Consider the following 18,796-nt stretch of genomic DNA (forward strand, 5'->3'; position numbering starts at 1 on the left):
ACTTTACTGCCTTCGGGCAATTTCCCGCTGCCAATACAATAGGTCTTCGTTGTCACGGTACTGCTGCACAGCTTCGTTGATTTGGCCAAATGATAGCTCCCACTGCCCCTCCACGAGTGGCGTCAATGCTCGAATGATGCTCTTCTTCGCTTCGGTATGATCCGTTAAATGGGATTGGATCTGCGCCGCTTCCTCCGGTCTTATGTTCGTCAAATATGGAAATACGGATTCCGTCCGATCAGGAAATTGAGAGATGTTCGCAAGCCCCGTCTGATAGGATCGGTTATGCAGCCTAGGTGCGGTATACTCGATGATGGGCTTGTTATCCGTATTGACGGGATAGCCGCAGACCAGCTCGTCAACCGATTCGCTTCCCATAATGAAGTGGCTTAACAGCAGCGAAGGCGTCGACAAGTTCATCTCCTGCAATCGTTCGTGCAGCACCGGCTGCTTCATCCGGCTATCCAACTGCCCATAATCGACGGCTAGTGGGTGATTCATGCCCATCACGCCCAGTACAGGCGCGGAATCTCCGATCATGCCGTACCACAAGCTGGTATTCGGGAACTCTTCGCGGAACGATCGGATAATCATTTTCATATCGGCGAATGAGAGCTGGTGGATGGGCAGCCACTGGACGAACAAGCCGTCCGGCGCAAGCCGCTCTCTGACGGCGCGATAATAGTCTGTACTGTATAAGCTCCCGGACCCCGAACTCATCGGAAAATAGATATCGCTAATAATGACGTCGTACGCGTCTCTCGTGGAGCGCACGAAGTTGCGCCCATCGTCAATATGGATGCGAACCCGGGGATCATCCAAAATTCCGTTGTTTTCTTCTTCGAACAGCCGGGCTGCGTTTACGACGTTTTTCGATATTTCCACCGCATCGATCCGCCCTACGTCCTGCTCGCCGACGCCGCTGAGCGTCATGCCCGCTCCAAGGCCAACGACCAGAACGTTCTTGGGATCAGGATGGAGCAGCAGCGGTATATGCCCCAGCCGGCGATGGTCCTCCGTTTGTCCCATATTGGACGTATTCTGGGTATAGAGCCGATTCGTCGTCAGAAACTTTTGCTCATAGGGGACGACTTCCACGACGCTGACCATATCCATGCTATTCTCGTTGTAATAGAGCAGCCGAACCGACTGCTCCAACGCTTGATCCGGTTCCAGGAACGAGATCGACATACGCAGATGATCCCACCTTGGAACGACCGCGGCGACGACGATAACGGATATGAACGAAGCTGCGACAACAGCTTTCATCCGCGAGCGGCCTTTCTTGGGCAACACCAGCACGCATAGCATAAAGCCGATGCAGCAATTGAGCAGCGCCAGCGTCTTGATGCTGTTATGCAGGCCGAGCAATGACACGAACACAAATCCCGACAGCAAGGCGCCTATTGCCGACCCTAGCGTATTCAGACTGTTCAGCAATCCGACTTGCTTGCCGACTTGATCGGCATTCTGCAAGAAGATTTTGCCGATTAACGGATAAGTAGAACCGAATAGACTAGTAGGAATCAAGACGATAAGAACCGTGTAACCGAGCTTAATGAATAACCCGGCCAACCAGTAGCCATCTCCGTATTGCATATACAACGTCGACATCGTCTGGAGATGATTGATCGCATACGGCAGTTTATGGATGATGAGCAGGGTGACCAAGGAGTACAGTCCAATCGCAACCTGTACCATCCCGAACGCCTCGACCGGCCGATGAATGCGGTGCAGCAGCCGGGAGCACGCATAGCTGCCAAGTACGATACCGAATAAGAATACCGTTAAGACCAATGCAAAATCGTACACGGTGTCCCGGAAGAAATAAGTGAGGCTTCTGGTCCATAGCACCTCGTAGGACAGCGACGTTAATCCGGATATTGCGAAGGCTGAGCCGAAAAACCAGACGAATCTTCTGGATCCCGATGACGGTGGATTCACCTGTGCACGGCTAAGCGGAACTTCCTTATAATCCTCCTCCTCGCGCTGCTTCCGCATTATAAGCAGGAAGCCCGCCACCAATAAATTCAGGCCTGCTGCCATATACACACTCTGGTTCAAGCCGATCGTCTGGATCAAATAAAACCCGGTCACGAAGGCGCCAATCGCCGCGCCCAGCGTATTGACCGCATAGATCGACCCCATATCCTTGCCGATGCCAGCCGTCATGCGAGCATGGCACTTCACCATAACGGGGAACGTACCGCCCATCAGAAACGTCGGGATGATCAGGAACAATAGGCTCAGCGCGATCCGTACGGTGATTCTTAGCTCGCCGCCCATCTCAAACGATGACGCGAGCCACGCGTTCAAGTCGGCAAGTGCCGTATATAGGAACGGGGAGCAAGCTCCATAAATCCCGATCGACGCCTCAAGCGACAGGAATAAACGATGCCCCCGCTTCAACCGATCCGCCAGCCGTCCAAAGAACAAGCTTCCTGCGACAAGCCCCAGCATATAGCAGGTAAGCACCGTTGCGACGGCATGCACGGATACGCCGAACAAGTGATGCAGATAGCGCGTCCAGATGAGCTGATAGATGATGCTGCTTGTTCCCGAGAGGAAGATTGCGACAAAGAATAGCCGGCTTCCCGATTGCGCCCTGTACCGAGCCATAATATCCATCATCCTAACCATTATTAATCATAACGAGAGGGGAAGCCGAATTCCTCCGGCATTCCCCTACATTCGTGAAGCGTTATTCCAAGAGCTGATCCGTCACTGCCGCGAGCGCTTTATGGCGTTGTCAGAATGCCCTTCGCGACAATAACCAGATCATCCAAGTCAATGGCGTTATTGCGGTCCAGATCGTATGGCTTGTAAAGCGCGTTCCACTGCGGATCTTCAGACGTTCTTCCGTACGCCGCGGCGACAATGCCGAGGTCGCCGATCGAATAAGCGCCGTCTCCGTTCGTGTCGCCTGGTTGCGCAACGTTGACGGATGCGGCGAATGCATTCATCGCGGCCGTCAGTGCTTCAACCGCTTGCGCGACTTGAGCCGTCGTGGCGGATTGATCTTGCGCAACAGCCGCCGCAGCAGCAATTGCTGCGCCGAACGTGTCCTTGGATTGCTGCGGATATTGACCAGGCTTCGTGCCTGCCTGCGCCGCATCGTATTGCGCCTTCGCGCTAGTGAGCAGCTCATCGAGCGCTGTTTTATCCGTTTTAGCCTGAAGCTGCACAGCTGCCGAAGCTGCAGGGACTTGCATCTCCACGCCTGTTTCTGTTGCTGCCGTGTTGGTAACCGAGATCGCGGTCGACACCGTCTCGCTCAGCACCTTCGCCTTCCAGTTCAGCTTGATGAGTGCCGTATCTGCATCAATCGCGTTGCTCTCCCCTGTGGAAGCCGCAATAATGTGAACGCGCCCCGGAGTTTCTGTGTCTACGTTCAGTAATTGGAACCCTTCCGCGAGAGAATCCGCCGAGACGAATTCGAGCTTCTCCGGATCATAGCTGACGAGAATATCCTGCGCGTAGATTGCTTCTTGGATGTTATGAAGCTTGTAATCCGCCGAGAATGCAGCGCCGCCGACCACGCTATCCGGAAGACTCGTTATCGAGGCATGGAACTCCTCGGTTCCCGTGCCGGGTTCCTGCTCGGTTGCGACATAGACATTGAACTGATCGATCCATGTCGTCCACGAAGTGGTGGAGCCCGATTGTCTGGTCAACGTGAATTGGAACTTCTCGACATTATCCTCGTACGTCATATTCGGATCGAACGGAATATCCGTGAGGACGGCTGTAATCTCGGGAGCGTCTTTGTTCGTTACCGTCAACTCCATCGTCCGCTCTTTGAAATTAAGGGCGGCTTGAATATGGTACAACGCCTCTTTCGCGTTGAATCCGGTTCCTACCGGCGTTCCCGCGATCGGCGTGTTGGAGGCTTTGCCCCCTGTGCCGTATGCCATTTCCTGTCCGGATGCATTTTGCAGCGTCAAGTAACGGTTGCCGGCGCTATCTTCGATGCTGAATTGAGCGCCCTGCGAGTTGGCCGGGCTGCCGACTTGCCAATCGAAGTCCAAGATCACCTTGTCGCCTGTAATCGGTGTCGCGAACGTTTTCTGGCTGCTGCGCGGACCTGTGCCGCCTCCGCTAAACCGAATGACATTGTTGCCGGACAGAGAGGTCACCGTGCCGCTCAGATTCCCGCTGCCTCCGGCCGTTCCCGTCTTAATGCCCCACGTATCGCCAACCAATTGGTTATCGAAGCTTTCGCTAATCGTCGGCACGTAAACGATCGTCGATACTTTGAAGCCGCCATCCTGCGTACGGGCTGTAATGACCGCTTCTCCCGCTTGTTTCGCGGTTAGAATTCCGTACTGGTCAACCGCTGCCACTTCACCAGCAGATGAAGACCAGATGAGATCTTCCATCTCGACTCCTTGAGGCAGCTCAGGGATGAGCTGGATGATTGGCGGGACATCGTTCGGGTTCGTGGCCGAGAAATAATCGGACGCGATGTAGAAGGCCTCCTGCCAGTTCGGTTCCAGTCCGCCAGCCAGATCGACAATGAGCGGAGCCGACGGGAACGATTCCCCGACCAGCGTCACCTCGCCCATCTCCATAATAGAAGTAACGCGATAGAATAGGCGCTCCGCTTCCACGCCTTCCAGCGTATCCTCATACACGGGAACTTCCGTTTCGGCGATTAGCTGGTAATCGTCCGAATCGTCGATTGCTCTGTAAACTTTATACCCCATCGATCCCGTTACGGGGCTCCAGCCGATTCGCGCCAGCTGATCGTTCTTGGCATAGAGCGCCAAGCCTGTCGGAACAGGAGGCAGCGGCATAATTTCGATCGCGTTTATTTTGCCGCTGAACTTGATGTTCAGCTGTCCGTCGGTTAGACGGATTTTGTAGGTTTTGTCTGCGTAATGTCCTTTCTCCGCTTGAATCGCCTCTTGGCTTACGCCTTCGATCGCGAGCTCCGTACGGCTATCCGCGGCGGCGTCTCCTGCAATAATTTTGACATCGTAATCTTTGTTTGGCAGGTCAATGTTGAAGGTTGCGTTGTCGCCGGTAATGTAGTCACGCATCAGATCGCTGGTGCCGACCCCGTTATCAACGCCTTGCACGTTCTCGATCTGATCGAATCCGAACTCCCAAGTCGGCGTGTACAGCGTATCGTCGGATACTCTGACGTAACCCGTCTCGAGCGGGCTGCCGGCCGGTCCGAAATCATAATTCGCGTTGACGCTAGGCGACTTCCACTCTCCGCCGCTGCCCCCGCTGCCGAAGATGCGCACCTCGTTCATACTGGCCCAGCCGGATTGCACGCCCGTAATCGTAACCCGTACGAACCGCCCTTTGGCCTCGAAGTCGTGTTTGATCGACGGCTGGCCGACCGTATTCGCCGTTTCATCGACTAGGACCGTCCAGTTCCGGTCATCAGACGACACTTCAATCTTGTATTGGTAATAGCTGTCGCCCCGGTACCAATTGATCTCTGTTCCCGTCAGGTCATAGATGTCCTGCAGATCAACCTTCCACCATTGGGGTACCGAGCTGCCGCCGGCCGTCCATCTGCTAGTCGGACCGCCGTCATTGGCACTGCCTGCTACATTGCCTTTCGCCGTTTCTTCGCTGCTCGCCGTTGCCGGCTTACCGGCAGATAACACTCGCGGCTTCAGTGTCTTAGGCGGCTGCACATCCGGACCATACTCCGGAAGCTCCGCAGGCAACACATGTGTCATCGCCACCGGTTTCGCGGTCGTTACGCCGTCTTTGATCTCGTAAGACTTAGAGGTAACCGTTACGGTAGCTGTCTGCAACCCTTCTCGTTTCGCGGTTAAAGTGAAGGCTCCTGCTTCGCGGGTCGACCGCACAATGACGCGGTTAATGCCCGCTTCCGTATCGATATAATCCTTGAATGTGCTGTATTGCTTGCCTGAATTGTACCCGCCGAGGAACTCGCCAGGGCCGCTGTACTCAAAGTCGATGCGCGCTTGATCCGTCGGTACGCGGCGCCCTTGTTCATCCACGACCTCCACGTCGAAGATGACGGGGTCCGTTCCGTCGGCCTGCCACCCTTCCGGGCTTACGGTAGGCGTCAGTTTGATCGCATAAGGAGCGCCAGCCGATTCGATTTGAGTCGTGCTCACGACGCTGCCATTCTCGTCATAACCAACCGCTTTAATGGCGCCAGGCTCGAATGCCACGTCCTCGAATTTGAATACGTAAGGCGTATAGACCTTGCCTCTGTTATCGACCTCGACGCTCTCAGGGTTCGACACCGACCCTTTGGAGACGCCATTGACGAATAGTTCGACCGTATCCACATGATGGGCGATGACGAACATATCTTTCTTGGTCCCCGCTGGATAAGACCAATGGCCGACGATGTGGGTGGCCGGTTCGCTGCTCTGCATGACTTGGAATGCGTAGAAGGATTCCTTCGGAATGCGCAGCGCGTCCACTTGGCCGCTTAATCTGGCCGTCTCCGTGAGATAGTTGCGTCCGTGCTGATTGGAGTCCGCCCACGTTAGCGCAGCTTGGCCGGAATACATTTCATTGCTCGACTCAGGGCCTTGAATCCGGTCTTTGTAGAATTCATGGAAGCTTCCTGCCGCCGAAATAACAGCATGTTCTTCGGACGTATACGTCCAGGTGGAAGACGAATCGTGCTCGTACCCGAAGTCCGGCGGCGAAGCGTTATCCCATACGCGGCGCGGTGCCTCGTCTCGCTTATACTCCGTCTCGATAATCGGACCTTGGTCACGCGCGTAGTCCGTATAGTGACGATTCAGCATCGTCCCGACGTACTCGGACTCGTCGATCGCGTTAGAAGCGGATAACCCCCGCGAACCAATCGCCCGCATCCCGTGCGGATCGAGCCGTTCCTTCAGCTCCTTCATCTCTCGCATATGCTCGGGTGAGATCGTGTTATTGCCCGATTCCCAGAACAGAATGCTCGGATTGTTGCGGAAATAGACCATCGTGTCCCGCATCACTTCGACGCGCTGATCCCACTTGCGGCCTTCGACATCCTTCTCGCTGTCGCCTGCCGGATGGACGACGACGATGCCGTATTTATCCGTCATCCGCACCGAATTCGGCGTCGGCGAGATGTGCATCCACCGAATGAAGTTGGCGTTATTCTCGAGCATCAGCTCGCCGTCGTAATCGGTCAGCCACTGCGGAGTAGCAGCGCCGAGCAGCGCCCATTCGTTGGTCGATCGCTGCGCATAGCCGGACAAGTAGACCAGTTTGTTGTTGATATAGACGCCGCCTTCGTCCCATCCTCCGCGGAAGTCGACCTTGCGGAAGCCGGTCGTGATCGGATAGACGTCCAGCACTTCGTCACCGGCCTTCAGAATGTTATACACCGTGTACAAGTAGGGGTAGCCCGGCTGCCAGAATTTCACGTCCGACATCGCGCTGGATATCTTCAGCGTCTGCTTCGCGCCGGCTGCCAGCGTCGTTGCTTCGCTTTGAATCGTCTTGACCGCCGTGCCGTCCCTATCGACAATGACGGACTCCAGGCTGAGCGTTCGATTCGCGCCGCTCTCGTTCCGGATCTCCGACTCGATATTGATCGTAGCCGTCCGGTTGTCGGTCGAGATATCGCTTGGGTAGATATAGGTGCCATAGGTCTGCAGGTTGCTGTACAAAGGAAGCGTAAAATAAACATCGCGCATCACGTGCAGCTTGACATCCCGGGTCAAACCGCCGTAAACGGGATTGAAGCCTCTGCCGTTCCATTGAAACGTCGTATCGGTTCCCGTCTCCGCGAGTGCGCTATTATCGTTCTTAACGGCAATGACATTCTCTTCATCGCCGAACTTCATGTATGCCGAAATATCGAAGCCAAACGGTGTTACGCCTGCTTCATATCTTCCTGCGAATTGTCCGTTTACGTAGATGTAAGCGGCCTGGCGGATGCCTTCGAATTCGATGAACACCTTCTGCCCGGCTTGCTCCTCGGTCAGCTTAAAGTGCTTCCTGTACCAGACGACGCCTCTCCAGATACTGTCGCCATCGTGCGTAATCCACTCATCGAAGGTATCTACGTCGTTAAACGTGTGGGGCACGCTGACAAGCTCCCAAGCCGAATCATCGAAATCGACGGCTTCAGCCCCCGGTACATCGCCTTTGTAGAACCGCCAATCAATGTTGAGATTATAGACGGTTCTTCCGCTTGGCGGAGCATATGAAGCTTCGTTCGTAACCTCATTCGTGGCGTTCGTTTCGTTCGGCGTTGCCGCAAACGCTGGCGCCGCGCCGCCGCTCATAGGAAAGAACTGCAGGATGAGGGCGAGAATCATGACGGCCGCGAAGGGTCTTCCAAGCGAGTGTCTCATTCTATTCGATCCTCCTTATTTATCGTCGATGATGCTTGCCACATCGTGGGATCGGGCATGTAGGGCATGCGTGCTACGGCTGCAAGTTCCACGATCTTGATTTGGCTAATGCATCTCCTAAAGTTGGTAGCTATCCTCCATGAGGAAGAATTGTTCAATAGAGAACCAGGCCTCACCCCTTCCCAATATCGCGAAAGAGGATGCGCCTATCAGTTAGATCAAACAATATCGCCCATCAATCCATTGTTTGTCCGGGTAATCGGCTTTAAGTCGGGTAAATATGGGCCAAGCCGTAAGGACAACAATGGTGTCCGCGCCCGCAATCACTTCCTCCAGGCGATCTGCATAGTCCAATGGCAGCTTTGGATAACGGCTGGCGAATGCTCTGTTCGCCATCGGATCGAAGGCGAGCATGTGCCGATAACCTCTCTCGGCAAGCGCAGATAGGATATCCGCGGCAACGCAGCCTCTTACATCGTCGCTGCCCGGCTTAAACGATAGTCCAAGAATGCCGAGTACCTGATCCGGTGCAGCGGCAGCCGCAATATCGTTCACGATTTTGAGTTTGGCGCGCTCATTGACCCGCACCACCTCTTGCAGCAAGGTAGGAGTGTATCCGTGCGCTTCAATAGCGGCAATCGCTGCAGCCGTGTCTTTAGGCAGGCAATAGCCTCCGAATCCGCAGCCGGGATACACATATTTCGCCATCCCGGCGGGAGCGCCGCGCCATCGTTTATCCTCATGCAGGATATCGAATGAACGGCGGACATCGATGCCGCCAATCGCCCCGGCAGCCATCGCCATCTCATTGGCGAAGCTGATCAACGACGCGAGCAGACTATTCGATAAGTACTTGGTAAATTCCGCCGTTTCGAAGCCAACCTCGTGCAAGGGAGCCTCGAAAGGCGCATACAGCTCCCGCATGACGGAGAAGCTCCAGTCGTCCACGGCGCCGACGACGATTCGGTCCGGCTCTATGAAATCCTTCAACGCGCAGCCTTCGCGTAAAAATTCAGGATTGTGCACGAGGCCGATATCCCTGCCCGGCTCCCAGCCGCCGGAGCGCAGCAGCGGAATCACCTTGTCTGCCATCGTTCGCGGCGGAACGGTCGATTTGACTGCGATGACTTTCCTGCCGTGATTCGTCAGAGCAGCCGATAATTGACTTAACGCTCCTAGCAAATCATCCAGGCTGACCTCGCCGCCAGGCAAGCTGGGCGTACCGACGCACACGAGAATTACATCGGCTCCCTCGACAGCATCCTCGAGGCATTCCGCCAACCTAAACCGTTTATGCAGATGGCGCTCAAGCATCTGTTCAAGCCCTTCTTCATAGAACGGAATCGTACCCTCCGCCAGCATCTTCCGCAGCCCGATGTTGGCATCATAGCCGTATACGGTTCGTCCCGTTACATCCGCCAAGCCCAGCGCAGTCGTCAATCCGACAAAACCTAATCCGACAACTGCAATCATAGGCTGCCAGCCTTCTGCAAGTACGCCAGGAAACGGTCTACGCCAGACTCGAGCGTGACGACCGGGTCATAGCCGAGCAAGACGCGTGCCCGCCGCAAGTCGGGACATCTGCGCATCGGGCTGTCGATCAGGTACCGTTCATCCGAAGCGGGAACGTACCGGACCTCACCCGCGTAGCCGAAACGTCTCGCTCCCGCTTCCCGGTAGATCTCAGCTAAGCCGGCAATGCTGATCTCAGGCTTATCCATGCCGATATTGAAACAATCGAATGCCGAATGCACAAGCACCTTCAGATAACCGACAATGGCATCCGTGATGTAGCAGAATGTTCGGGTAGGCGAACCGTCCGAATGAATGACCAACGGTTCCCCCCTCAGAACGGATCTGGCAAAATCGGCAGGGACGCGCCCATCCTGAAGGCTCATCCCCGGCCCATAATTGTTGAACGGCCTAACGATCCGGACCGGTACCCCGAATTGCTCGTGGTAGACGTAGCCAAGCGTCTCGCCCAGACGCTTGGATTCATCGTAGCAGGCTCTTGGCCCCATCGTCGCTACATGGCCGCAGTAGGATTCAGGCGTCGGTATAAACTCGGTCTCAGGATCGCCATATATCTCGCTGCTGGAAAAGTAAAGCAAGCCTTCCAAGGATAACGATTGTCTTCCGGCATCCAAGAGCCTTCTAAATCCCCATACATTCGCTTCGATCGTTTCAAGCGGGTATTGCCGGTATTGGATCGGGGAAGCGATGGAAGCCATATGAATGATGTAATGGGCTTCCGCCAGTTCGGCTGCGCTCCGTTCGTCGCTTCGCGCAACATCGTATGCAGCCGCCGTTACGAACGGGTGCCTGTCTTGAAGCTGCGCTAACCAACCGGGCTTGCCGGCCGGAAAGCGGTCGAGCAGCACAAGTCTGCGCGGTGCCAGGCCGTGATCAGCCAAGCGGGCAAAATAATGCGATAAATAAAAACCAAGGAAACCGGCGCATCCGGTGATGACCACCGTTTTGTCCGCGAACCGCTCATTTTGGCCAAACCGCAAGGCAATCTCCGCCATATCCTCCGCAAAAATATCAGTCCCCACCTTGATCGCTCCCTCCTTTTCTCCTAATCCCGCCATATTTTCCACGGTGCGCGGCCCTCCTGCCACAGGCGCTCCAAATGCTGCTTGTCGCGCAGCGTATCCATGCACGCCCAGAAGCCTTCATGCTTGTAGGCTGTTAGCTCGCGGGCTTGCGAGAGTCTTCCCAGCACTTCGCCTTCCAGGTGAATGAAATCATCCTCTAAGTAATCGAAGATAGACGGCTCGAATACAAAAAATCCGCCGTTGATCCAATTGTCCCCCGTCTGCGGCTTTTCTTCGAACGAGACGACGCGGTTGTCCGCCTCGCAGGCCAGCATGCCGAATCTGCCGCTTGCGCGAATCGCCGTCACTGTAGCCACCGTCCCGGCGGACGCGTGCGCGGCCAGCAATTCCGGGATACTGACGTCGCTCACGCCATCGCCATAGGTCATCATGAAGGTCCCGTCGATCCGATCCTTTAACCGGCCTAATCTCCCCCCTGTCGTTGTGTCCATCCCGGTATCGACCAGATGAATGATCCAATCGCTCCTGCGCGTCTGTCTGGTTACCGTCGTTTCGCGCGTCCCCGTATGAACGGTAAAATCGCCTTGCAGAATCGGGAAGTGCAAAAAATACCGCTTAATATAGTCCGCTTTATAGCCGAGCAGCAAGTAGAATTCCGTAAAACCATAAGACGCGTAGATATTCATTATATGGCACACCATCGGAAGCTCGCCGATCTCGATCATCGGCTTCGGGATTCGCGCCGTTTCCTCGCTTAACCGGCTGCCGTACCCGCCGCACAGAATGGCAACAGGCGGCTTATTCCCACGTAGAGTCATGCTGTTCCTCCTTAACTGCTGGCGCTCGTATAGTTTCGCAGGGCAAGCTTCCACAGAAGTCTGACGATAATGAGGAAGAGAATCGGCGATACGATGCCCCATATCCATTCGACAGGTCCGAGGCGGTCCAGGGCGACCATCGGCGAGTAATTCGTCGTAAGAAACACCGGCAGCAAGAACGTCCCTGCTTTCTGAATATAAGGATGATAGATTTGCATCGGCATCTGGTTAAAGTCATATAGTCCATTGGAGATATCGTTGATGCCGTTCGTCCGCACCGTCCAGAAAGCCAACAATTGGGGCAGCAGAAAGATACAATAGGTCAGGACGACCCCGATGCCGATGAAAAGCACAAAACCGGCGATATGGCCGATCGAGGCGGAAATCCCGCTATTCTGCCAGCCGATGACGACCATGACAATGCCTCCGATCACATTCGGCACGGCAAAGCTGATATCGATCATCCGCAGCGTCGTGAAAAATTGCAGCGACACAGGCTTGGTCACATAGATATCAAGGTCACCGCTTCGTATTAATTCGGGAAACCGATTGAAATTAAAGAAGAACAATGCGGAATATAAGCCCGCCATAATCGTAAACGTACCGATAAAGAGTAGAATATTGTGGGGAGAAAGCCCATTCAAATCTGTTCCGATGCGAAATACGACGTAGACATAGGACAGCTTGATGGCTAGAAAACCGATCTCAACCAGTACGCCGAACATAAAGTTGACTCTGTATTCCATCATGTAAATCAAGCTATTCTTCAGAAACAAATGATAAATGACCGCATAGCGATGCAAGGTCTTACGCATAGCGAGCAAATCCTCAACCCCCGACCGATTCAAATCTCTTCATGCCTTTGCGCCATGCCCACTTCGATAGCAAGAAGAGTACGGCAATCCAGCCAAGCACGACCCAAACGCCCGAGAGGCCTGCCTGCAGATCGATCTTCCCCGTAACGATGCTAATCGGATGAAAAATCGTATATTGAAACGGCAGCAGCAGCACCACCCGCTGGATGCTGTCGCCAAAAACATCGAGCGGAAATACACCGCCTCCAACGACCATCGCAACGAGCGAAAAGGTATGGTAAATGCCCCACACTTCGATAAACCAGAAGCCAAGCGCAGCCAAACAATAATAAATCATGAAATTCAATAGCAAGGATAACGGAATAAAACCAATGAACAAGAGCACCTGCCCGATCTGGATGCTGAAATCCAGATAGACATGCAAGGCGACGATCACGGCTACGAATACGAGGAACAGAATAATCAGTTGGACGACCTTCTCGCCGATAAAGACGCAGCCGCGAAAAAGGAAGTAGCTGATTGGCTGAACCGAAAATTTGCTAAGCTGACCGGTTTTAATATCGTTCGATATTTCATATTCGAAGCCGGTAGCCACCAGCTTGCCCGCCAATGCCGATAGGATGACATACGCGATCATTTGGGAGAACGTGTAGCCGTATACGATTTCCTGGTCGGTACTATTGAACACGGAACGCCATAGAAAAAACTGAATGAGTATCGGAAATACGCAGCTCGCGAGACTCAGCATGAAGTTGGCGCGATAGGTCAGGGCGTTCTGCAGACCGAGAATAAACGTACGAACATATTTGGATGCGACGTTCAACTATGGCTGCTCTCCTTTGCGATAGAGAATCGCGATCCCGTCTTCGATGGGCAAATCCTCTATCGTAAAATCGATGATCGGCAAATCGTCCAGCATCTGCTTCAGAATCGCCTTTACTTCGTCGCGGTCGATTTCCAGCACGGCTTCCGTAAGCTCATATTGCTTCATGTCGCCGTATCTCAGCAGCACGCCTTCTTCGACAACGTCGGACAACTTGATTTTGACGATCTTCTTTTGGTTCAGCAGATCGTTGACTCGCGCCAGATCGCCATCATAGGCCACCTTGCCGTCGTTGATAATGATCGTGCGTTTGCAGAGATCCTGTATATCGTTCATATAATGGCTGGTCAGGATCACCGTAAGCTTATGCTGCTGGTTGTAATACTTGAAGAAATCGCGGATTTTCTTCTGCGAGATAATATCCAGCCCGATCGTCGGCTCATCGAGAAAAATAACCTTCGGCTTGTGCAGCAGCGCTGCGATCAGCTCCAGCTTCATCCGTTCGCCCAGCGACAGTCTGCGGACTTGAACATTCATCAGCTTCGTTACGTCGAGCAATTCGGACAGCTCCTCGACCGTTTTGCGAAAAACGCCGTCCTCTACCTCGTAAATCGTTTTATTCAGATGAAACGACTCGTTCGCCGGCAAGTCCCACCATAGCTGATTTTTCTGTCCCATCACGATAGCGAACTGGCGCTTGAACTCTTTTTTGCGCTCCCACGGCGTATAGCCCATAACGGACACCTTGCCCGCTGTCGGGTACAGGATGCCGGAGAGCATTTTGAGCGTGGTCGTCTTTCCTGCTCCGTTCGGTCCGAGAAACCCCACCATTTCCCCTTCCTCCACCACGAAGGAAACTTGCTTAACGGCGTCCTTGTACAGCGTCTCCCGCTTGAATAAATTGCGGATCGAGCTCTTCAAGCCCACTTCCTTGTTATAATAAGCAAATTGCTTCGATAATTGGTCCACGCTTATGATTGACAATTCATTTCGCCCTTCCTTTTGTTCACCGCCAGTTGATAGAGTTGCTCGGCCAATTGAATGCGTTCATAGACGGCCTCGATCGGAGGATAGGGCCGCTCTTCGTTCAATACCTGGAGGATCGAGTGCAACTGGCTGGTATAATAATGCTGCGGTGGGAACGGCACCCTCTGCTTCTCCCCGGTAACGTCATCCTCTATTCGCAACGAGATGGGAAATTCCCCGACATTCGCGCGAAAAAAATCACGGACATGGATGCGCGCATGCTCCAGCTCCAGCACATGATCGGACTTATAAGGCAGCTCGAATGACGTCGTCACCGTCGCATTGACGCCGGAGCCGAAGCCCAGCTGCGCCCGGAACGTCCAGTCGCAGCCGTCCGGACCCGCAAAATCCGACTGGGCGTTCATCGCTTCAACGGTAAGCCCGCAGCCGATCGCCTGCAGAAACTGCAGCCAATAGCAGCCCAAATCGTAGAAGGAGCCGCCACCCCTTAACCGCTCGCTGCGGTAATTCCCCGTGTAGTTATTCTTAGGTACGATATGAATTTGGGTATGAACCGACTTCAGCTTGCCGTATGAGCCGCTATCGATGATTGCCGCGAGTGCGGCCTGCCAAGGGTGATGTTCCACCATAAGCGCCTCGAAGACGAGCACCCTCGGGTGCTCGCGCATCGCTTGCCTGACTGCAGCGCATTCCGCTGCAGTCAGGCATAATGGCTTCTCGACAAGCACATGTTTGCCGGCTCGAATCGCCTTCAGCGCCCATTGCGCGTGCAGTTCATTAGACAGCGCAATATACACCAGATCAATCTCTTCGTCCGCTAGCAAGGCCTCATAGCTTGGGTAAGCGATGTCGATGCCGTAGCGCAGCGTATAATCGACCGCCTTCTCCACATTCCTGCTCGCCACGCCGCGAATTCGGCCAATGCCGCCGAGCTTCGATAAAGGCATGAACAAGGAACGCTCCAGTAAGGGCGAACAGCCGATGCTGCCGATTTGCCAAATACGGTTATTCCGTCTATCGCCGCCAGTCATCGGTTATATCCCGTGCAAGTACAAGACGCTGCACTTGGAACAGACAGGCGTTAACCCTTGGCCGTTTATGATTTCGCGAACGCCGTCATAGGACTTGGAATGCCACACGTCCGACAGGCGATTGGCCTTCAAGTCGCCCACTTGAAACTCGGCGAAAAATTTGCAAGCGGTAACCGTTCCGTCGGGATTGACATCCATCCGGGTGGACAAGGCGAGACAATGATTGCCGCATCGGCTGGGCGTCATCTGTTCGCCGCGGATAAACTCGTCGATTTCACGTAACTCCAACCCAGGCTGGTATCGAACGCGAGTGTTCCAGAACCGTTCGTTGATCCGTTTCAATTCATCCATCAGCTGCGGCAGCTTATCCGGGTTGAACTTGTATTTGTAGGCATGCCAGCTGCTGACTTTCCCTTCCTCCATCCGATTAAGCCAGGAGAAGGTTTCCTTGAAATAATGGTCCATCTTAAGCGAGGTTTCTTGCGATATATACCAAGGAAAGCAGAGAATGACGAGATCCACGCCTTTGGCCTCGAACATTTCGACCAGCTCAGTCATATGGCCGATCATGTTTTCATTAATTACCGTGTGAATGGAGATGCTGCCGCGGAATAGCCCCTCCTTGCGCCGCCGCACCAGTTCATCGATGGAATCCATCGCCTTCTTGAAGGAGCCCTTGCCGCGAATGAAATCATGCTCGCTCTGGAAGCCCTCGATCGCGATGAGAAAATCAAGCCCATCCGATATCGCGCAAAGTTTATCCATATATTTGCCCATCAGCAGCGCATTGGTGCAAATAACGGTTTCGCGGCGATCCTCGGCCAGCAGGTCCAATATCTCGTCGAACTTGCGATGGAACAGCGGCTCGCCGCCCCAAATGTACAACCGGGATTTCTTCTCCCGCGTCTCCTCCAGAATGTGGCGGAACAGCTCAATATCAAGCTCGCGGTTCTGTTCTTCAAGCGGCATATTGTGATGATAGCCGTCTTCATTCCATTGATAGCAATGGATACAACGCAAATTGCATCGATTGGTCAGTTTGATGCCCACCGATTCCGGAACATCTGTTTTGTACGTCGGATTTTTGCTTTTCTCCCGCAGCGGCACCGCAATGTTCTTGATCGTCCTCTTGAGACGCTCGAATTTCAACTCGTCCAGTTCGACTCTGCTCTTGGGCTGCATGTATCGCACCTAGCCTTTCTCAACGAGAGTATTATCCTGATAATACAAACAACAGGCCGTACAAATCGGAAACAAATTCTTCTTCAGATAATTGCGGAATTGCTTGTATTTTGGTCCGTTCCAGATGCTCTGGATACTTTCCTCGTTCACATTGCCAAGCGTGAGATCATAATGCGCATGGCATGTCGTCACATCGCCTTTGGCATTGATTTCCGTTGTCGTCCACGGCTGAGGACACCGCTTCTTGTGAGCCGTAATTCGATCCCAGCGCGCATGAAAATAGTCGTCCAGCTTCTCCAGGTTGAAATCTTTCGGGTTCAGATTCAGGAAAAATTGATGTTCGCGGCTGTAGGCCCGAATCGCTTCCAGCTGTCTGTTCAACTCCGCCAGATCCATCTGTTCGAAATCAGCCAGTCCCCTTACAAACCCTCTGCTGAACGGAGCCGCATCCGTATCGAAATGCTCTTGCAGCACATGGACGTAATTCGCATGGTCCTCTTCCGTCAAGTAAGACTGTAATTCAAAGCTCATTGCATCCAGCTTTCTCGCGGATATCATATCGAAGAAGAACGACTCGATGCGGTGATAGTTAAGCGGCGTGACCGTGCACGTAATGCCTATTTTCGGATATTCGCTGCCCGCTTCCTCTCGCAGCCGCAGCACCTCGTCAATTCCCTCAAGCGCCTTGCGGTATACGCCTTTCCCCCGCTGCGCATCGTTAATCTCTTCCGGGCCATCCAGCGATACCCAGATTTGATAGGGCTGCGTGCGGACCAGCATGGCGGCATGGCGTTTCAGCAGCGTGCCGTTCGTCGGGAAGGCCACCGTGCTGCCGTTTTCGCGCAGCATCGTCAGAACCGATTCGATATGCGGATACAGCAGCGGCTCACCGCCGAACAGATCGTAGTGCGGCTTAGAATCCTTGCAATCCTCGATAATTCTCCGGACTACATCCAAGTCAAGCTGCTTTAACTCCGGCTTTTCCTTGTACGTTCCCGTCTCTCCCCATTCATAGCACATTCTGCAACGAAGATTGCAGCTTTCGATCAGCTGCAGAAAGATCCACTTCGGCATGCGTAGCAAGCTTGCAAGCCCTGTAGCCTGGGATACCGGATTCAATGCATCCATGATCATGCCCCCTCGCATTACGTTCGTTTGAGAATACCCGATACATGAAGCTCAGCCACAAGGTCGGTCAGATTGGCGCACTCCGCTTTCTTCTTGAGCAAATTCGCATGCGGCAGATCGAGGAGCGACTCGTTGCAGCCTGAGCTTAGCCAGTCGGCGTAGCGGATCCCAAGCCCATGCTTCATCCATAAGTCCGCATTTTTTTGTTCATGCTTGCCGAAGGCGTCCAGCATAATAATCGGCGTCGCGGATGCGAGAGAATCAATAAGCGTCCCAGCACCAGGCTTGCTGACAATTCCTTTCGCCCGTCTGATAACGTCGTACAGCCCGTGACGATCCGGATGAATCGCGAATCCTACAGCCTCGCCGTCGATGATCTGACTGAAGGGAGGGAAGGTATGCTTCCCTTCCGCGTCGGTATCCCATGTATGCCAATTCGGATCATTCATGTAATAGCGGCTTGCAGCGGAGCCGCTTCTGCGGGTTTCACCCCATTCATAAGCGACGATATCCAGCAGGAGACCGCGTGCCTCCAGCTCTGGAATTGTATGCTGGTACGTTCCCATTCCCCAGCCTCCGCCATGTACGACATATCGGCTTTCCCTCTGGGCAAAGGGGATTGCGGGATCTTCGGATACCGGCAAATAGGCGGTAATCTCGCTTGTGCGTGAATTGAAAGGCCATAGCTCCCGATATCCCGTTTCATAGTCCGGGACAAACTTGCGCAAGCTGGCGAAGGAAGGGGCGTAATCCGAATCGACGTATAAAATATCGGCCTGCACCGGCACCTTTGCGCGCTGCTTATACAGATCGATCAAGTAGACCCAATTGCCGGACAACAGCACGAAATTCCCAGCTCCGCCTCGCTCCCACTCTGCTAGCAGCTGCTCCACCTTGTCTTCGTCCAGGCTGTTTCTCGTATCGATCGGCATCTTGGCTCCCACCAGCGCAGCTTGAAAATTATGATGATACGCGGACCGCGTAGATCCGATGCCGTCGATCTTATCGTTGCGCAGGCAGCTCTCGAACACGAGCGCTTCAGCCGAGATGCCGCGTCTTTCCAGTTGGGCGCATAGCAGGAGTCCCGGATTATAGAAGCCCAGCCCGAATCCGGAGCACAACACATACAGCTTTTTTTGCATTTCCAT

At 53.9% G+C, this 18,796-nt stretch carries 12 protein-coding genes; all 12 read right to left on the bottom strand.

What is annotated here, in order from left to right; all coding sequences use genetic code 11:
• Positions 1-3: 3 nt before the first annotated feature.
• The 12 genes from FHS18_RS00730 to FHS18_RS00785 all read right to left on the bottom strand — a co-directional run bounded on the left by FHS18_RS00730 (position 4) and on the right by FHS18_RS00785 (position 18,790).
• Positions 4-2,619, bottom strand: coding sequence for a fused MFS/spermidine synthase (locus tag FHS18_RS00730; RefSeq protein ID WP_183595917.1), 2,616 nt, complete (start codon positions 2,617-2,619; stop codon positions 4-6).
• A 119-nt stretch (positions 2,620-2,738) separates the two neighbouring features.
• Complete coding sequence (locus FHS18_RS00735; protein ID WP_183595919.1) at positions 2,739-8,306, bottom strand: discoidin domain-containing protein; 5,568 nt, start codon at positions 8,304-8,306, stop codon at positions 2,739-2,741.
• A 213-nt stretch (positions 8,307-8,519) separates the two neighbouring features.
• Entirely contained in the window at positions 8,520-9,779 is a 1,260-nt protein-coding gene (locus FHS18_RS00740; protein WP_183595921.1) for a nucleotide sugar dehydrogenase, read from the bottom strand.
• Positions 9,776-10,897, bottom strand: a complete 1,122-nt coding sequence (locus tag FHS18_RS00745) for an NAD-dependent epimerase/dehydratase family protein (protein WP_183597262.1) — start codon at positions 10,895-10,897, stop codon at positions 9,776-9,778. Before FHS18_RS00745 ends, FHS18_RS00740 begins: the two co-directional genes overlap by 4 nt.
• Positions 10,885-11,682 (bottom strand): glucose-1-phosphate cytidylyltransferase, encoded by a 798-nt coding sequence (gene rfbF, locus FHS18_RS00750; RefSeq protein ID WP_183595923.1) that lies wholly within the window; start codon positions 11,680-11,682, stop codon positions 10,885-10,887. Before rfbF ends, FHS18_RS00745 begins: the two co-directional genes overlap by 13 nt.
• 11 nt (positions 11,683-11,693) lie before the next feature.
• Positions 11,694-12,497 (bottom strand): ABC transporter permease, encoded by an 804-nt coding sequence (locus FHS18_RS00755; protein ID WP_183595925.1) that lies wholly within the window; start codon positions 12,495-12,497, stop codon positions 11,694-11,696.
• Positions 12,498-12,510: 13 nt separating this feature from the next.
• Positions 12,511-13,320: an ABC transporter permease gene (locus FHS18_RS00760; RefSeq protein WP_183595927.1), complete on the bottom strand. Its 810-nt coding sequence runs from the start codon at positions 13,318-13,320 to the stop codon at positions 12,511-12,513.
• Complete coding sequence (locus FHS18_RS00765) at positions 13,321-14,304, bottom strand: ABC transporter ATP-binding protein (RefSeq protein WP_183595929.1); 984 nt, start codon at positions 14,302-14,304, stop codon at positions 13,321-13,323.
• A complete protein-coding gene (locus tag FHS18_RS00770) occupies positions 14,292-15,254 on the bottom strand; it encodes a Gfo/Idh/MocA family protein (RefSeq protein ID WP_183595931.1) in 963 nt (320 codons plus the stop codon). Before FHS18_RS00770 ends, FHS18_RS00765 begins: the two co-directional genes overlap by 13 nt.
• Before the next feature lie 87 nt (positions 15,255-15,341).
• The gene (locus tag FHS18_RS00775; protein ID WP_183595933.1) at positions 15,342-16,520 is read right to left on the bottom strand and encodes a radical SAM protein; all 1,179 of its coding nucleotides are present in this window, start codon (positions 16,518-16,520) and stop codon (positions 15,342-15,344) included.
• Between the two features lie 9 nt (positions 16,521-16,529).
• Entirely contained in the window at positions 16,530-17,648 is a 1,119-nt protein-coding gene (locus tag FHS18_RS00780; protein WP_246427390.1) for a radical SAM/SPASM domain-containing protein, read from the bottom strand.
• A gap of 17 nt (positions 17,649-17,665) precedes the next feature.
• Positions 17,666-18,790, bottom strand: a complete 1,125-nt coding sequence (locus tag FHS18_RS00785) for a glycosyltransferase family protein (protein ID WP_183595935.1) — start codon at positions 18,788-18,790, stop codon at positions 17,666-17,668.
• Positions 18,791-18,796: the final 6 nt, after the last annotated feature.

The organism is Paenibacillus phyllosphaerae, from assembly GCF_014192105.1.
Lineage (GTDB): Bacteria > Bacillota > Bacilli > Paenibacillales > Paenibacillaceae > Paenibacillus_Z > Paenibacillus_Z phyllosphaerae.